We start from the raw sequence: 15,638 nt of genomic DNA on the forward strand, positions 1-15,638 counted from the left end.
CATAAGTTTTATTTCTTATATTGATGTTCTAAATATATCAATAATACTGATATATCAGCAGGTGATACTCCAGAAATTCTTGAAGCTTGACCTATACTTATTGGTCTTATACTTGTTAGCTTTTGTATAGCTTCAGTTCTTAATCCTTTTACATCCGAATAATTTATATCATCTGGTAGTAACTTCTTTTCAAACTTCCTAAACTGATTAACTTGCTCTAATTGACTATTAATATATCCTTCATACTTAGCAATTATGTTTATTTGCTCTCCAATATCTTCATCATAGTCCGGTCTCTCTATATCTAATTCATTTAAGCTAAAATAATCTAATTCTGGTCTTTTTATTAATTCATAAAAACTAATTGGCTTTTTTAGTTCGGTAGATCCTTTTGAAATTAATAAATCATTTACTTCCTTTTTATTTGTAATTTGTAATTCCTTTAATCTATTTGTTTCATTTTCAACATTATTTTTTCTTGTTATAAATTTATTATATCTCTCTTCTGTAACAAGACCTATTCTATATCCTAACTCTGTTAATCTAAAGTCAGCATTATCTTGTCTTAATAATAATCTATATTCTGCTCTTGAAGTCATCATTCTATATGGTTCATTAGTACCTTTAGTTACTAAGTCATCTATTAAAACTCCAATATATCCATCTGATCTTGTCAATACCATAGGTTCTTGATTCTTAATTTTTAATGCTGCATTTATTCCAGCTACTATACCTTGTCCCGCAGCTTCTTCATATCCTGAACTACCATTTAATTGTCCAGCTCCATATAATCCATTAAATTTTTTGAATTCTAATGTAGGTTTAAGTTGCGTTGGGTCAATTGAATCATATTCTATAGCATATGCAGTTCTCATTATTTCAACATTTTCTAGACCTGGTACAGATCTTAACATTTGAATTTGCACCTCTTCTGGTAGTGATGATGACATACCTCCAACGTACATTTCCTCAGTATCTTCACCTTCAGGTTCTATAAACAATTGATGCCTATCCCTATCAGGGAATCTCATAACCTTATCTTCAATAGATGGACAATATCTAGGTCCTACCCCCTCAATTAATCCATTATACATTGGTGATCTATCAATGTTATCTCTAATAATATTATGAGTTTCTTCACTTGTATAAGTTAACCAACATGATACTTGATCTCTAGTAATATCTCCACTCATAAATGAGAATGGTACTATTTTTTCATCTCCTGGTTGCTCTGACATCTTAGAGAAATCTACTGTTCTTCTATTAATTCTTGCTGGAGTTCCAGTCTTAAATCTTCTTAAATCTATTCCTAAGTCTATTAATGATTGAGATAACTCATTAGCTGCAGATAAACCATTTGGGCCACTATTATATGTAACATCCCCAATTATTATTCTAGCTCTTAAGTAAGTTCCTGTCGTTAATATAACAGCCTTACAGCTAAAGTATCCACCATTCTTAGTAAGTACACCTTTTACTTCGCCATCAACAACATCCAATTCAACAACTTCCAATTGTCTTAGACTTAAGTTCTCTTGATTCTCTAAAACACTCTTCATTCTATATTGATATCTTTTCTTGTCAGCTTGTGCTCTAAGAGAATGTACTGCTGGTCCTTTAGAAGTATTTAGCATTCTAGATTGAATGAAAGTATTATCTATATTAACTCCCATTTCTCCACCTAGAGCATCTACTTCTCTTACTAAGTGTCCCTTTGCAGTTCCTCCTATATTAGGATTACATGGCATCATAGCAACAGAATCTAGGTTAGTAGTACATATTAATGTTTTTAATCCCATCCTTGCAGTAGCTAATGCTGCTTCACATCCAGCATGACCAGCACCAACTACTACTACATCGTATTCTCCCGCATTATATTTCATATTTATCCTTCTCCTATTTTCCGCAGCAAAATTCCCTAAATATTTTATTAACTAAATCTTCTTCTAATTCTGATCCAGTAATTTCACCTAAGGCCTTTAATGCTGCTGTAACATATATTGAAATCAAATCTAAAAATTCATTATTTTTAACTCTAACAAGAGCTTCACTACAATTTTCAAAAGCTCTTATTAAAGCTTGCTTATGCCTAGAATTAGACACAATTAAACTTTCACTATCTATTGTACCATTAAAGAACATATTCTTAATCTCATTTTTCAAACCATCTATACCAATATCTTCTTTGGCAGAAATTTTTATTATATTTTTGAAATCTTCTAAAATTGAATTGTCTATTTTATTATCTAAATCAATCTTATTAAGTAGTACTATAGATCTTTTATCTTTGATTGCTTCAATAATCTCTTTATCTTCTTTATCTATATCTCTGGATGAATCTAATACTAATAAAACTAAATCTGCTTCATTAATTTTTTCTCTAGATCTTTCAACACCTATTTTTTCAACAACATCTTCCGTTTCTCTAATTCCAGCTGTATCAATAATTTTTACAGGTATTCCATCTAAATTAATATATTCCTCTATAACATCTCTTGTTGTACCAGCTATATCTGTTACTATAGCTCTTTTTTCTTTTAATAATACATTTAGTAAAGATGATTTTCCTACATTAGGCTTACCTACTATAGCTAGACTTAATCCATCTCTAATAATCTTTCCTTCATCGGCCCCTTTAAGTAACTTATTAATGTCTTCAACAGACTTTTCTAAGCTTTCTCTAACTCTTATTGGAATACTAGGATCTACCTCTTCATCATCTTCAGTAAAGTCTACAGCGTATTCTATTAATGCTAAAACATTTAGTAGATACTCTCTAAGCTTATTAATTCTCTGAGATAATGACCCACCACTTTGCATTAAAGCTGATTTCATAGCAAGTTCAGTTTTAGCTGTTATTAAATCCATAACAGCTTCTGCCTGTGATAAATCTATTCTACCATTTAAAAAGGCTCTCTTAGTAAACTCACCTGGTTCAGCTAATCTTGCACCAGCTCTTATGGTAGCTTCTAATACTTTATTAGTAGAAGTAACCCCTCCATGGCAATTAATTTCTACAACATCTTCTGCTGTGAAACTCTTAGGCCCCTTCATATAACTAATAATAACTTCATCTATAATATCATCACTATTAATATCTACTATATGGCCATATTTCATAGTGTAAGTTTTCATATCTTTTATATCTTTTCCGCTCTTTGCTCTAAATATTTTAGATACAATATTCAAAGCATTATCCCCAGATACTCTTATAATTGCAATTCCGCCTTCGCCAATAGCAGTAGATATAGCGCAAATTGTATCAAACTCTTTCAAATTCAGCCCTCCTTATCTTTTAAAAAATAAATCTATAGTTATAGTATATCCATTTTTAACTATTATTCATTTTACAAAACTATTTATATTAAGTCAAAATAAATATACTATATATAAATCTCATTAAATAGACCAGGATTTACAAATAAAATTAATTTAACATATAGTATAATTTATATATTAAGTAAATAAAAAATAAAAGGTAAGAAAGCCTTGAGGCCTTCTCACCTATTCTTTAATATCTACAACTATTCTTCTATGAGGTTCTTCTCCCTCACTAAAAGTATATACATATTCATTATCCTGTAAAGCATAATGAATAATTCTTCTTTCATATGGGTTCATCGGTTCCAACTTATAAGGTCTTCTAGTTTTTCTAACTTTATATGCAGTTTTTTCAGCAACTCTAATTAAAGTCTCTTCCCTCTTTTTTCTGTAGTTTTCAGTATCTAAAACTACTTTCTTATAAGGTATATCATGCTCCTTATTAACTACTAAAGATGCAAGGTATTGTAATGAATCTAAGGTTTCCCCCCTATATCCAATTATAATTCCCATCTTTGGTCCAGTTAAATTAATATAAACCACATCATTTTCTTCTTTAATTCTAATTTCAGCCTGTACATTCATACAATCAAGAATATTTCTTATAAATAATCTAACATCTTCTTTATAATCTCTTTTTACTTTTACTAGAATTTTAGCAGGTTTTGTACCTATTAGATTTAAGAAGCCTTTAGAACCTTCCTCTAGAACTTCGTACTCAACCTTATCCTCAGTAAGCTTTAATTGTCTTAATGCGTTCTCTAATGCTTCGCTTACATTCTTCCCAGACATTTCTAATGTTTTCATACCCTATTCACCACCTAGTATAATACTAAATAATAATTAATTCTTTCTCTTAGTCTTTGGTGTTGCTTTCTTAGCGTTTAGAACAGCCTTTAAACTATCTTCTTCTGCCTTTGCAGCTAATTTTTTCTTAGCTGGTAAGTAATTCAAGAAATATGTTTGAGCTAATTGTATAACTCCACCTATTATCCAATAGATTACTAAGATAGCGTTGAAGTTAATAGCCATAACCCCCATCATACCTGCCATCATAAGATTCATAGTACCCATGTTCATTTGTTGACCATTTTCATTCTTAGGCATTGACTTACTTAAAAGTAAACTTGGAATATATGTGCTTAGGAATGCTAGAACAGGTAATATAAACCATGGATCTTTTTCAAATACATTTGGTATCCATAAGAATGATGGATCTGTAACTTGGTTAATATTAATAGTTAAAAATACATAATACAAAGCAAATAATATTGGTAAAGGTAATAGCGTTGGTAAACATCCACCAAACATACTTACATTGTTTTCTTTCATGCATTTTGAATATTCCGCTTGCATCTTTTGAGGATCATTAGCATACTTCTTCTGAATAGCATTTAATTCTGGTTGAATTTCTTGCATTCTTACATTAGATCTATTAGCTTTTATATTTAAAGGTAATATTAATAATCTAATTATTAAAGTAAATAAAGCGATAGTTAATATATATGAAACTCCACTTGGTTCCATATTGAATACATTAATGATGATATTATGCATTCCTTCAAATATAACCGTTAAAAAATTTGTTATCGGTTGTAAAAACTTCATCATTTTAGCGCGCAACCTCCTTATTTCACTGGATCATATCCACCCTTTGCAAAAGGATGACATCTTAAAATTCTCTTTATTGATAAAAAACCACCTTTTATAGCACCATATTTAGTAATTGCTTCAATAGCATACTGTGAACATGATGGAACATATATACATGTAGGTGGTCTCATCGGTGAAATATATTTTCTATATAAATGTATAGATTTTAACATAATTTTCTTCATTGCCTATACAAGCCTGCCTTTGAAAAAAGTTTTTTCATTGCTTCTTCAACTTCAAAGAAGCTTTTTTCTTTAATAGCACTTCGAGCTACAAAAACAAAGTCATAACCTTTTTTTAGCTGTTCTTCATTTAGTCTATAGCTTTCAGTTATCAATCGTTTACTCCTACTACGAACAACGCTGTTTCCAACCTTTTTACTAACAGAAATTCCTACCTTATTATAAGTATCTCCATCTTTAGTTTTATTTCTATTATTATTGAATACATATAAAACTAAAAGATTATTAGCTAAAGATTTCCCTCTTCTATAAACTAGTTTAAATTCATTGTTTTTCTTCAACCTGTACATCATTAGAAACTTTATACTCCTTTTTTCCTGCTATTGCAGAAAAAAGGCCACTATTTGCGGCCCTTATGCTGTTAATCTTTTTCTACCTTTTTGTCTTCTTCTCTTAAGAACAGTTCTTCCTGATGAAGTTTTCATTCTTTTTCTGAATCCATGTTCTTTTTTTCTTTGTCTCTTTTTTGGTTGGTATGTCATGAACATTTCACTACACCCCCTTTAATATTGTAATTTCTATAGTAAAAACTATAATCCCATTTTAAGATTTACCTTATTATTATATATATATCGCTAATCTATGTCAATACACTATAATTTTCAAAATCTGTTGATAAATATATAAAATATTATAACATTATTTGTGGATAACTTCTTGAATAGTTCATTTAACATATGTTATTATTAATATTGAATGTGAATAATTTTATTTTCAATCATACTTATCCACAGCTGTGGATTAAATTGTGAATAACTTGTTCTATTTTTCTTAAAATCTTATCTTTTAATTCTATTTTTAGCTAAAATAATGCTATTATACCATGTTAATAATGTGAAAATATGTACATACTTATATTGTGGATAACTATTTATCTCTTTTTTTATTAACATATTTATTAACATGTGAATATTTATATTATATTTATCAACATATAAAAATCTATGTTGATAAGTATGTTTATATTATGTTATTAATTATAATTTTAAAATTAAAAAAAATTTTTATGGAGGATATAAAATGAGTAGTGATCTTCTATCATTATGGGAAAAAACATTGAATATAATTAAAGGTGAAATGAGTGAAGTTAGTTTTAATACTTGGATTAAAAGTTGCGAACCAATTTCTATATCTTCCAATATAATAAGAATCAGTGTTCCAAATTCCTTTACTCAAGATATTTTAGAAAAGAGATATAAGGATTTAGTTGTAAATTCTATAGAGGCTGCTTGTTCTAAGCATTATAATGTAGAATTCATAGTAGCATCTGATATTCAGGAAGTTGATGAAAAGGAAGATAAAAAACAAAAAACAGATGATAAATCAAATGTTACAGTAAATGATGAGATGTCTAGCACATTAAATCCTAAGTACACTTTTGATTCTTTTGTCATTGGTAATAGTAATAGATTTGCTCATGCAGCTTCTTTAGCTGTTGCTGAGGCTCCTGCAAAAGCATATAACCCTCTATTTATCTATGGTGGCGTAGGTCTTGGAAAAACTCACTTAATGCATGCTATTGGGCATTATGCCCTTCAAAACAATTCAAATGCTAAAGTAGTATACGTATCTTCTGAGAAGTTTACTAATGAGTTAATTAATGCCATTAGGGATGATAAGAATGATGAATTTAGAAAGAAGTATAGAAATGTAGACATTCTACTAATAGATGATATTCAATTTATTGCTGGTAAAGAAAGAACTCAAGAAGAGTTTTTCCATACCTTTAATGAACTACATGATGCTAATAAGCAAATTATTCTTTCATCTGATAGACCACCAAAAGAAATTCCTACATTAGAAGATAGACTTAGATCTAGATTCGAATGGGGTTTAATAGCTGATATTCAGGCACCTGACTTTGAAACTAGAATGGCGATTCTTAAAAAGAAGGCTGATGTAGAAAAGCTTAATGTTGCGAATGAAGTTATGGTCTACATAGCTACAAAAATTAAATCTAATATAAGGGAACTTGAAGGTGCCTTAATAAGAATAGTAGCTTATTCATCTCTTACAAATAGACCTATTACAGTTGAATTAGCTGGAGAAGCTCTTAAGGATATTATATCTAATAAGCAAAATAAAAATGTAACTATCGATGTTATACAGGATGTTGTTGCTGCATATTTCAATTTGAGAATTGAAGATTTGAAATCTCAAAGAAGAACTAGGAATGTAGCATATCCTAGACAAATTGCTATGTATTTAAGTAGAAAACTAACAGATATGTCTTTACCTAAAATAGGAGAAGAGTTTGGAGGAAGAGATCATACTACTGTAATCCATGCTTATGAAAAGATATCTGATTCTCTAAATACTGATGAAAGCCTACAACACACGGTAAATGATATAACAAAGAAGCTAACTCAAAATTAATCAACAGCTGTACATAAGTTTATAAAATTAATTGTTGATAACTACTAAAAACAATATTAATTGTTAATACTGTGGATAAGACACTGATTTTTTGCTTTACTTATCCACAATATTTTTTTGTAAATAAATTAGTATTTTCAAGGGGTAGAGGCACTTATCAACATTTCAACAGCCCCTACTACTACTATTATTAAATATAATTATATTATCTATATATATTTAATCTTAAAATCAATATAGTTTTGTTTATAAGTTAAGGAGGTTTTTATATGAAATTTATATGTGAAAAACAAAAACTACAAGAAGGAATTTCTATATCTAGTAAAGCAATAACAGGTAAAACAACTATGCCTATTTTAGAAGGTATTTATATAAGTGCAAAGAATAATCAATTGAAGTTGATTGGTTCTGATATGGATGTTTCTATAGAAACTATAGTTGATGCAGATATTAAAGAAGAGGGATCAATCGTTATAGACTCAAGAATATTTGGTGAAATAATTAGAAAACTTCCTAATTCTGAAATTATAATAGAAACTTTAGAAAATGATATTATTCAAATAACTTGCCAAAAATCTGTATTCAATCTAGTTTATATGAATGGTGAAGATTATCCAGAATTACCTATGATAAATGAAAGTCTTTCAGTAGAAGTACCACAAAATATATTAAAGAGCATGATAAGAGGAACATCTTTTGCAATCGCGCAAGATGAAACAAGACCTATACTTCAAGGTATCCTTTTTGAAGTAAAAGATAAAAAATTAAATTTAGTTGCCTTAGATGGATATAGATTAGCAATAAGAACAGAATTTCTAGATAATGAAAATGATATAGAAGTTGTTATTCCTGGAAAAACATTAAATGAAGTATCAAGAATACTTGAAGATGTATCAGATATAGTTAAAATAACTTTCACTGATAATCATATTTTATTTAATTTAAGCAGTACAAAAATAATTTCTAGATTATTAGATGGAAAATTTGTTAATTACTCATCTCTGCTACCTCAAGAATATAAAATTTTATTAGATGTTAAGAAACAAGAATTACAAAACTGTATTGAAAGAGCATCTTTAATGGCTAAAGATAGCAACAGTAATTTAATAAAATTAGATATACAAGAAGAGAACATGATTATAACTTCCAATTCTCAATTGGGAAAGGTTAGAGAAGAAGTTAATATAAATCTGCAAGGTGGAGAAATACAAATTGCATTTAACTCTAAATATCTTCTAGATGTTTTAAAGAATATAGAGGATGATGAAGTTAAACTAGAAATGACTTCAGGGGTAAGTCCATGTGTAATAAAGTGTAAAAATACAGATAACTCTAAGTATCTTGTATTACCTGTAAGATTATTAAGATAAAAGGAGGGGTGTATAAAATTTGAATTTTTATACACAAAATTGGAAATGAATGAAGTTGAAATTAGTACAGAATTTATAAAATTAGATTCTTTTTTAAAATGGTGTGGTGCTGCTTCATTAGGATCAGAAGCTAAGATGTATATTTTAGATGAGATGGTTAAAGTGAATGGAGAAATATGCACTCAAAGAGGAAAAAAAATTAGACAAGGTGACATAGTAGAATTTAATGGTGAAAAATATAAAGTTATTTAATGATAAAAACCTAATAATTACTTTTATTCCTCTAATATGTTATAATTAAATGGGTGTAAAGAATGTTTATTAAAAAAATTCAAATGTTAAATTATAGAAACTATAAATCTTTAAATATAACACTGGGGAAGAACGTAAATGTATTTATGGGGGATAATGCTCAAGGTAAAACAAATATACTTGAAGCTATTTATTACTGTGCATTTGCTAAGTCTCATAGAACATCTAAGGATAAAGAGTTAATTAATTGGGATTCTGAAAATGCATATATTAGTGTGTTAGTAGGAAAAGATAGGCTTGATAAAAATATAGACATTAATATTTTAAAAGATGGAAGAAAAGCAATAAGGATTAATAAGATAAAAGTATCTAAAATAGGTGAATTATTTGGAAACTTTAATGTTGTTATGTTTTCGCCGGAAGACTTAAGGATTATAAAAGATTCTCCTGGGGTTAGGAGAAGGTTTATAGATATGGAATTGTGTCAGTTAAATTCTAAATATTATTATAACCTTGTCCAATACAATAAAATATTAAATGAGCGGAATGTACTTTTAAAAAATAAGAAGCTGGATAAAGATATATTAGATATATATGACATTCAGTTAGCTAAATTCGGATCAGATATAATTAGAGAAAGATTAAAATATATAAATAAGTTAAATTATTATGGGAAAAATATACATAGAGATATATCTTCTGGAAAGGAAGATGTAGAGTTTAAGTATATAAGTACAGTTAAGGATTTTGAGAATATAGAGAATAATTTTTATGATTTATTATCAAAAAATAGAAGTAAGGATATCGATAAAGGATCTACGAGTATTGGGCCACATAGGGATGACTTTACAGTCTTAATTAATGATATAGATACTAAAAGCTTTGGGTCACAAGGACAACAAAGAAGTGCTGTACTTACAATTAAATTTTCGTCACTAAAGATAATAAAAGAATTAACATCTGAATATCCAGTTTTGCTACTAGATGATGTTTTATCTGAATTAGATTTTAATAGAAAAAGATATATTTTAAGTACAATTGGAGAAATTCAAACAATAATAACATGTACAGGAATAGAAGACTTAACCAATTATTTAGATGAAAGTTCTAGAGTTTTTAAGGTTAAGAATGGAGATATCCTAAGTTAAGGGAGGAAGTTCTTATGTTTTTGCATTTAGGAGAAAATGTGGTTGTTCCAGTTAAAGATGTAATTGGAATTTTTGATTTGCAAACTACAATGTATAGTTCAGATACTAGTGCCTTTTTAAGAATGGCAGAGGAAGATGGGTTTGTAGAGAGGATCTCTAAAGAGAAACCGAAATCTTTTGTTATAGCTGAAGTGAATAAAATGAGTAAAATTTACTTATCACCTATATCATCTTCAACGTTAACTAAAAGAACAAATATTGATTATAATCCATAATTCCAATTTTTAATCTCAATTAATTATAATAAAAGTTCGTTAAAGGAGGAGATTTTATTGGAAAACAATAAGCAAAATTATGACGAAAGTCAAATACAGGTTTTGGAAGGTCTTGAAGCAGTAAGAAAAAGACCAGGTATGTATATTGGTAGCACGAGTTCTAGGGGGTTACACCACCTTGTATATGAAATAGTTGATAATAGTATAGATGAGGCTTTAGCTGGTTTTTGTGATGAAATATTAGTTGACATAAATGAAGATAACTCTATAACTGTAGTAGATAATGGTAGAGGTATGCCAACTGGAATTCACCCTAAAATGGGTAAATCAGCTGTTGAAGTAATTATGACAGTTCTTCATGCTGGAGGTAAATTCGGCGGTGGTGGATACAAAGTATCTGGTGGATTACATGGTGTAGGTGCTTCAGTTGTAAATGCTTTATCAGAATGGTGTGAAGTTACAGTTTCTAGAGAAGGGGACGTTTGGCAACAAAAATATTCTAGAGGTGTAGTTAAGTCAGATTTAGTAAAGATAGGTACTACTGATGAGCATGGTACAAAAGTATCTTTTAAGCCAGATACAGAAATATTCGAAGAAATAGAGTATGATTTTGAAATCCTAGCTAATAGACTTAGAGAATTAGCCTTTTTAAATAAAGGAATTAGAATTGTTTTAACAGATAATAGAGAAGAGAGCAAACAAGAAGTATATCACTACGAAGGTGGTATTAAAGAGTTTGTAGCATACTTAAATAGAAATAAAGAAGTTCTTCATCAAGAACCTATTTATGTTGAAGGGGAAAGAGAAGGCGTAATAGCTGAAATATCTCTTCAGTACAATGATGGATATACTGAAAATCTATATTCTTTTGCTAATAATATAGATACTATTGAAGGTGGTACTCACTTATCTGGATTTAAAACTGCTCTTACAAGAGTTATTAATGATTATGGTAAAAGATTTAACCACATAAAAGAAAGTGATAAAAATTTATCTGGTGATGATATTAGAGAAGGATTAACTGCGGTTGTTTCAGTTAAGGTTTCAGAGCCACAATTTGAAGGGCAAACTAAAACTAAATTAGGAAATTCGGAAGTTAGAAGCATTGTAGATTCAATTGTTGGTGAGGGAGTTTCAATATTCTTAGAAGAGAATCCTAATGTAGCTAAGATAATTATAGAAAAGGCACTTATGGCTGCAAGAGCTAGAGATGCGGCTAGAAAAGCTAGGGAATTGACTAGAAAATCTGTATTAGAGAGATCTTCATTACCTGGTAAATTAGCAGATTGTTCATCTAAAGATCCGTTAGAGTGTGAAATTTATATAGTTGAGGGAGATTCAGCGGGTGGATCAGCTAAGCAAGGAAGAAATAGAAGATTCCAAGCTATATTACCTTTAAGAGGTAAAATATTAAATGTTGAAAAACAAAGATTAGACAGAATATTAACTGCAGATTCAATAAAATCTATGGTTACTGCCTTTGGAGCAGGAATAGGTGATGATTTTGATGAAAGCAAGTTAAGATATAATAGAATTATAATTATGACAGATGCCGATGTTGATGGAGCTCATATTAGAACTCTTTTATTAACATTCTTCTTTAGATATATGAGGGGACTTTTAGATGGCGGACACGTTTATATAGCTCAGCCTCCTCTTTACCAAGTTAAAAAGAATAAGAAGGAGTATTATGCATATTCTGATAAAGAGTTAGATTCTATATTAGAAGAAATAGGCGGAAAAGATAATACTACAAATATTCAAAGATATAAAGGGCTAGGGGAAATGAATGCAACTCAATTATGGGATACTACTATGGATCCAGAAAAGAGAATACTTCTTAAGGCTACAATAGAAGATGCTATAGCGGCAGATGAAATATTCACTATCTTAATGGGTGATAAAGTTGAACCTAGAAGAGAGTTTATACACAAAAATGCTAAGAAGGTAAGTAACTTAGATATTTAGTACTAAAGCGAGGTGAGGTACATGAGCTTAAATGAGGGAAAAGTTGTAGAAATAGATATTAATAAAGAAATGAAGAGGTGCTATATCGACTATGCTATGAGTGTTATAGTTGGTCGTGCACTTCCAGATGTTAGAGATGGGCTAAAGCCAGTACATAGAAGAATACTACATTCTATGAATGATCTTGGATTAGCTCCAGACAAAGGTTATAGAAAATGTGCGAGAATAGTTGGGGAAGTTTTAGGTAAGTACCATCCACATGGTGACTCATCAGTTTATGATGCACTTGTAAGAATGGCACAAGATTTTTCTATGAGATATATGCTTGTAGATGGTCATGGTAACTTTGGATCTGTAGATGGAGATAGTGCAGCTGCTATGAGATATACAGAAGCGAAGATGAATAAAATTGCAGTTGAAATGTTAAGAGATATAAATAAAAATACTGTTGACTTTATTCCAAACTTTGATGGAGAAGAAAAGGAACCAGTTGTGTTACCATCAAGATATCCTAATCTTTTAGTTAATGGATCATCAGGTATAGCAGTTGGTATGGCAACTAACATTCCTCCCCATAATTTAGGAGAAGTAATAGATGGAACTATAATGCTTATAGATAATCCAGAAGCAACTATTTTAGAGTTAATGACATTGATTAAGGGACCTGATTTCCCAACAGGGGCTACTATTATGGGCAAAGCAGGGATAAGAGCTGCTTATGAAACTGGAAAAGGTAGAGTAATAGTTAGAGCAAAGGCTGAAATAGAAGAAGAAAATAATAGACATAGAATAGTTGTTACAGAGATACCATATCAAGTAAATAAGGCTAAACTTATTGAAAATATTGCAGATTTAGTTAAGGATAAGAAAATAGTTGGAATATCTGACTTAAGGGATGAATCTGATAGAGAGGGTATGAGAATTGTAATAGAGTTAAAGAAGGATGCCAATCCAAATGTAATTCTAAATCTATTATATAAGCATACAAAGATGCAAGATACTTTCGGAGTAATTATGCTAGCTCTAGTTAATAATGAGCCTAAAATTTTAAATATAAAGCAAGTTTTAGGTCATTATATTGAATTCCAAAAGGAAGTAGTAACTAGAAGAACTATATTTGAACTTAATAAGGCAGAAGCGAGAGCACATATTCTAGAAGGATTAAGAATTGCTCTTGATAATATTGATGAGGTTATAAGCATAATAAGATCTTCGAAGACATCTGAAATAGCTAAAAACACTTTAATGGATAGATTCGGATTAAGTGATAAGCAGGCTCAAGCTATACTTGAAATGAGACTTAGAAGATTAACAGGTCTTGAAAGAGATAAGATTGAGGAAGAGTACGCTGAACTTATGAAACAAATAGAATACTTAAATTCAATTTTAGCAAGTGAAGAAAAATTATTATCAGTAATTAAAGATGAGCTTCTTGAAATAAAAAGAAAATATGGTGATGATAGAAGAACTTCTATAGAAAAAGTAATGAATGAAATTGATATAGAGGATCTTATCCAAGAAGAGGAAGTAGTAGTTACATTAACTCATTCAGGATATATTAAGAGAATATCAGCAGATACTTACTCAGCTCAAAGAAGAGGGGGAAGAGGAATACAGGCAATGTCTACTAAGGAAGATGACTTTGTAGAACATGTAAATATTACTTCTACTCACTCAGATGTACTGTTCTTTACTAATAAGGGTAGAGTATATAAATTAAGAGCTTATGAAATACCTGATGCAGGAAGAACAGCAAAGGGAACAAATATAATAAACTTAATAGCTATTGAACAGGATGAGAGAATTGAGACTGTTCTAACAATAAGAGATGATGTAAATGAAGGATTCTTATTTATGGCAACAAAACAAGGTATAGTTAAGAAAACTCCATTATCAGAATTTAAGAACCTTAGAAAGAATGGATTAATAGCTATTAACTTAAGAGATGGAGATGAACTCTTAAAGGTTAAAGTTACTCGTGGAGATGCTAATATTATTATAGTAACTCAAGATGGTAATGCTATTAGATTTAACGAGGGTGATGTTAGACCTATGGGAAGAACTGCTTCAGGTGTTAGATCAATAAATCTAAGAGAGAATGATATAGCAGTTTGTATGGATATAGCAGTTGAAGATGAAGATCTTCTAGTTATAAGTGAAAATGGATTCGGTAAGAGAACTCCAATTACTGAATACAAGGTACAAAGAAGAGGCGGAACTGGATTAATAACTTATAAATTATCTGAAAAAACAGGAAAGGTAGTAGGAGCTACTGTATGTAAAGTAGAAGATGAACTTATGCTTATAAATACAAGTGGTGTTGCTATCAGAATAAATGTTTCAGGTATATCAGTTACAAGCAGATCTGCTATGGGTGTTACTTTAATGAGAACATCTGAAGAAGAAAAAATTGTTGCAATTGCAAAAATATCAGGAAGTAATGAAGATAAAGAAGAACAATTAACTTTAGATGATAATGAAAATGTTGATGTAGTTGAATCTATAGATAATGATATCGAAGATGAAATAGCTGTTGTAGATGATTCAGATATAACAGAAGAATAATAATAGTTTTTAAAATCACAATTAATTTATATCTTAAATGATGAAATTAATTGTGATTTTTTTATATGAATTCGCATGAAATTATATAAAATAACGTAATCTTATCCAGGTGTATCAATATTAGAATTAGGAAGATAAATATAGAAAATAAGAGAAAAATAAAAATAAATCTCACTAATCAATATACTAAGAAAAAACTATAGTTATTTTAAGTGATAAGATAAATCTCGTCGCTGAGATACGCGGCAAAAAACTTTGAAAATAACTTGAAAAAAGTTATTGACAAAGAAAACAACAAATGATAAGATAATGAAGTCGCTTGAGGGCGACGAAGAGAATGGTCTTTGAAAATTGAACAGAATAAAGTTAAGTAAAATAAACCAGCAATTCTTTTAAGTCTTAAAATTAAGACTCAAAGTAATTTGAGCAAAAGATTAAACTTTTTATTGAGAGTTTGATCCTGGCTCA

At 29.5% G+C, this 15,638-nt stretch carries 14 protein-coding genes; 7 read left to right on the top strand and 7 right to left on the bottom strand.

The features are described from left to right. Nucleotides 1-8 precede the first annotated feature (8 nt). The 7 genes from mnmG to rpmH all read right to left on the bottom strand — a co-directional run bounded on the left by mnmG (nucleotide 9) and on the right by rpmH (nucleotide 5,704). Nucleotides 9-1,883, bottom strand: a complete 1,875-nt coding sequence (gene mnmG, locus GPX08_RS16040) for a tRNA uridine-5-carboxymethylaminomethyl(34) synthesis enzyme MnmG (protein WP_156627811.1) — start codon at nucleotides 1,881-1,883, stop codon at nucleotides 9-11. A 13-nt stretch (nucleotides 1,884-1,896) separates the two neighbouring features. Continuing rightward, nucleotides 1,897-3,276 (bottom strand): tRNA uridine-5-carboxymethylaminomethyl(34) synthesis GTPase MnmE, encoded by a 1,380-nt coding sequence (gene mnmE / locus GPX08_RS16045; RefSeq protein WP_156627812.1) that lies wholly within the window; start codon nucleotides 3,274-3,276, stop codon nucleotides 1,897-1,899. Nucleotides 3,277-3,504: 228 nt separating this feature from the next. Continuing rightward, entirely contained in the window at nucleotides 3,505-4,128 is a 624-nt protein-coding gene (locus tag GPX08_RS16050) for a KH domain-containing protein (protein ID WP_156627813.1), read from the bottom strand. Between the two features lie 36 nt (nucleotides 4,129-4,164). Beyond that, nucleotides 4,165-4,932, bottom strand: coding sequence for a membrane protein insertase YidC (gene yidC / locus GPX08_RS16055; protein WP_156627814.1), 768 nt, complete (start codon nucleotides 4,930-4,932; stop codon nucleotides 4,165-4,167). 17 nt (nucleotides 4,933-4,949) lie between these two features. Continuing rightward, entirely contained in the window at nucleotides 4,950-5,159 is a 210-nt protein-coding gene (gene yidD, locus GPX08_RS16060; RefSeq protein WP_156627815.1) for a membrane protein insertion efficiency factor YidD, read from the bottom strand. Continuing rightward, the gene (gene rnpA, locus GPX08_RS16065) at nucleotides 5,156-5,509 is read right to left on the bottom strand and encodes a ribonuclease P protein component (protein ID WP_156627816.1); all 354 of its coding nucleotides are present in this window, start codon (nucleotides 5,507-5,509) and stop codon (nucleotides 5,156-5,158) included. Before rnpA ends, yidD begins: the two co-directional genes overlap by 4 nt. A gap of 60 nt (nucleotides 5,510-5,569) precedes the next feature. Beyond that, complete coding sequence (rpmH, locus tag GPX08_RS16070; RefSeq protein WP_156627817.1) at nucleotides 5,570-5,704, bottom strand: 50S ribosomal protein L34; 135 nt, start codon at nucleotides 5,702-5,704, stop codon at nucleotides 5,570-5,572. Between the two features lie 532 nt (nucleotides 5,705-6,236). Between rpmH and dnaA the strand changes: the two genes are divergently transcribed. The 7 genes from dnaA to gyrA all read left to right on the top strand — a co-directional run bounded on the left by dnaA (nucleotide 6,237) and on the right by gyrA (nucleotide 15,170). After that, entirely contained in the window at nucleotides 6,237-7,592 is a 1,356-nt protein-coding gene (gene dnaA, locus GPX08_RS16075; RefSeq protein WP_156627818.1) for a chromosomal replication initiator protein DnaA, read from the top strand. 269 nt (nucleotides 7,593-7,861) lie between these two features. Further along, nucleotides 7,862-8,962: a DNA polymerase III subunit beta gene (locus GPX08_RS16080; protein WP_156627819.1), complete on the top strand. Its 1,101-nt coding sequence runs from the start codon at nucleotides 7,862-7,864 to the stop codon at nucleotides 8,960-8,962. A gap of 45 nt (nucleotides 8,963-9,007) precedes the next feature. Further along, a complete protein-coding gene (yaaA, locus tag GPX08_RS16085; RefSeq protein ID WP_156627820.1) occupies nucleotides 9,008-9,214 on the top strand; it encodes a S4 domain-containing protein YaaA in 207 nt (68 codons plus the stop codon). 62 nt (nucleotides 9,215-9,276) lie between these two features. Beyond that, nucleotides 9,277-10,362, top strand: a complete 1,086-nt coding sequence (recF, locus tag GPX08_RS16090) for a DNA replication/repair protein RecF (RefSeq protein ID WP_156627821.1) — start codon at nucleotides 9,277-9,279, stop codon at nucleotides 10,360-10,362. Between the two features lie 14 nt (nucleotides 10,363-10,376). Then, nucleotides 10,377-10,637, top strand: coding sequence for a DUF370 domain-containing protein (locus GPX08_RS16095; protein WP_016207957.1), 261 nt, complete (start codon nucleotides 10,377-10,379; stop codon nucleotides 10,635-10,637). 57 nt (nucleotides 10,638-10,694) lie between these two features. Then, nucleotides 10,695-12,605: a DNA topoisomerase (ATP-hydrolyzing) subunit B gene (gene gyrB / locus GPX08_RS16100; protein ID WP_156627822.1), complete on the top strand. Its 1,911-nt coding sequence runs from the start codon at nucleotides 10,695-10,697 to the stop codon at nucleotides 12,603-12,605. Between the two features lie 21 nt (nucleotides 12,606-12,626). Further along, complete coding sequence (gene gyrA / locus GPX08_RS16105; protein ID WP_156627823.1) at nucleotides 12,627-15,170, top strand: DNA gyrase subunit A; 2,544 nt, start codon at nucleotides 12,627-12,629, stop codon at nucleotides 15,168-15,170. Nucleotides 15,171-15,638 lie beyond the last annotated feature (468 nt).

This window comes from Clostridium tertium (assembly GCF_902652255.1).
GTDB classification, from domain to species: domain Bacteria; phylum Bacillota; class Clostridia; order Clostridiales; family Clostridiaceae; genus Clostridium; species Clostridium tertium_A.

Coding starts and splice junctions, on each gene's coding strand:
- mnmG (WP_156627811.1), bottom strand. CDS start 1,883: ATGAAATATAATGCGGGAGAATACGATGTAGTAGTAGTTGGTGCTGGT.
- GPX08_RS16050 (WP_156627813.1), bottom strand. CDS start 4,128: ATGAAAACATTAGAAATGTCTGGGAAGAATGTAAGCGAAGCATTAGAG.
- yidC (WP_156627814.1), bottom strand. CDS start 4,932: ATGATGAAGTTTTTACAACCGATAACAAATTTTTTAACGGTTATATTT.
- yidD (WP_156627815.1), bottom strand. CDS start 5,159: ATGAAGAAAATTATGTTAAAATCTATACATTTATATAGAAAATATATT.
- rnpA (WP_156627816.1), bottom strand. CDS start 5,509: ATGATGTACAGGTTGAAGAAAAACAATGAATTTAAACTAGTTTATAGA.
- rpmH (WP_156627817.1), bottom strand. CDS start 5,704: ATGTTCATGACATACCAACCAAAAAAGAGACAAAGAAAAAAAGAACAT.
- dnaA (WP_156627818.1), top strand. CDS start 6,237: ATGAGTAGTGATCTTCTATCATTATGGGAAAAAACATTGAATATAATT.
- GPX08_RS16080 (WP_156627819.1), top strand. CDS start 7,862: ATGAAATTTATATGTGAAAAACAAAAACTACAAGAAGGAATTTCTATA.
- yaaA (WP_156627820.1), top strand. CDS start 9,008: ATGAATGAAGTTGAAATTAGTACAGAATTTATAAAATTAGATTCTTTT.
- recF (WP_156627821.1), top strand. CDS start 9,277: ATGTTTATTAAAAAAATTCAAATGTTAAATTATAGAAACTATAAATCT.
- GPX08_RS16095 (WP_016207957.1), top strand. CDS start 10,377: ATGTTTTTGCATTTAGGAGAAAATGTGGTTGTTCCAGTTAAAGATGTA.
- gyrA (WP_156627823.1), top strand. CDS start 12,627: ATGAGCTTAAATGAGGGAAAAGTTGTAGAAATAGATATTAATAAAGAA.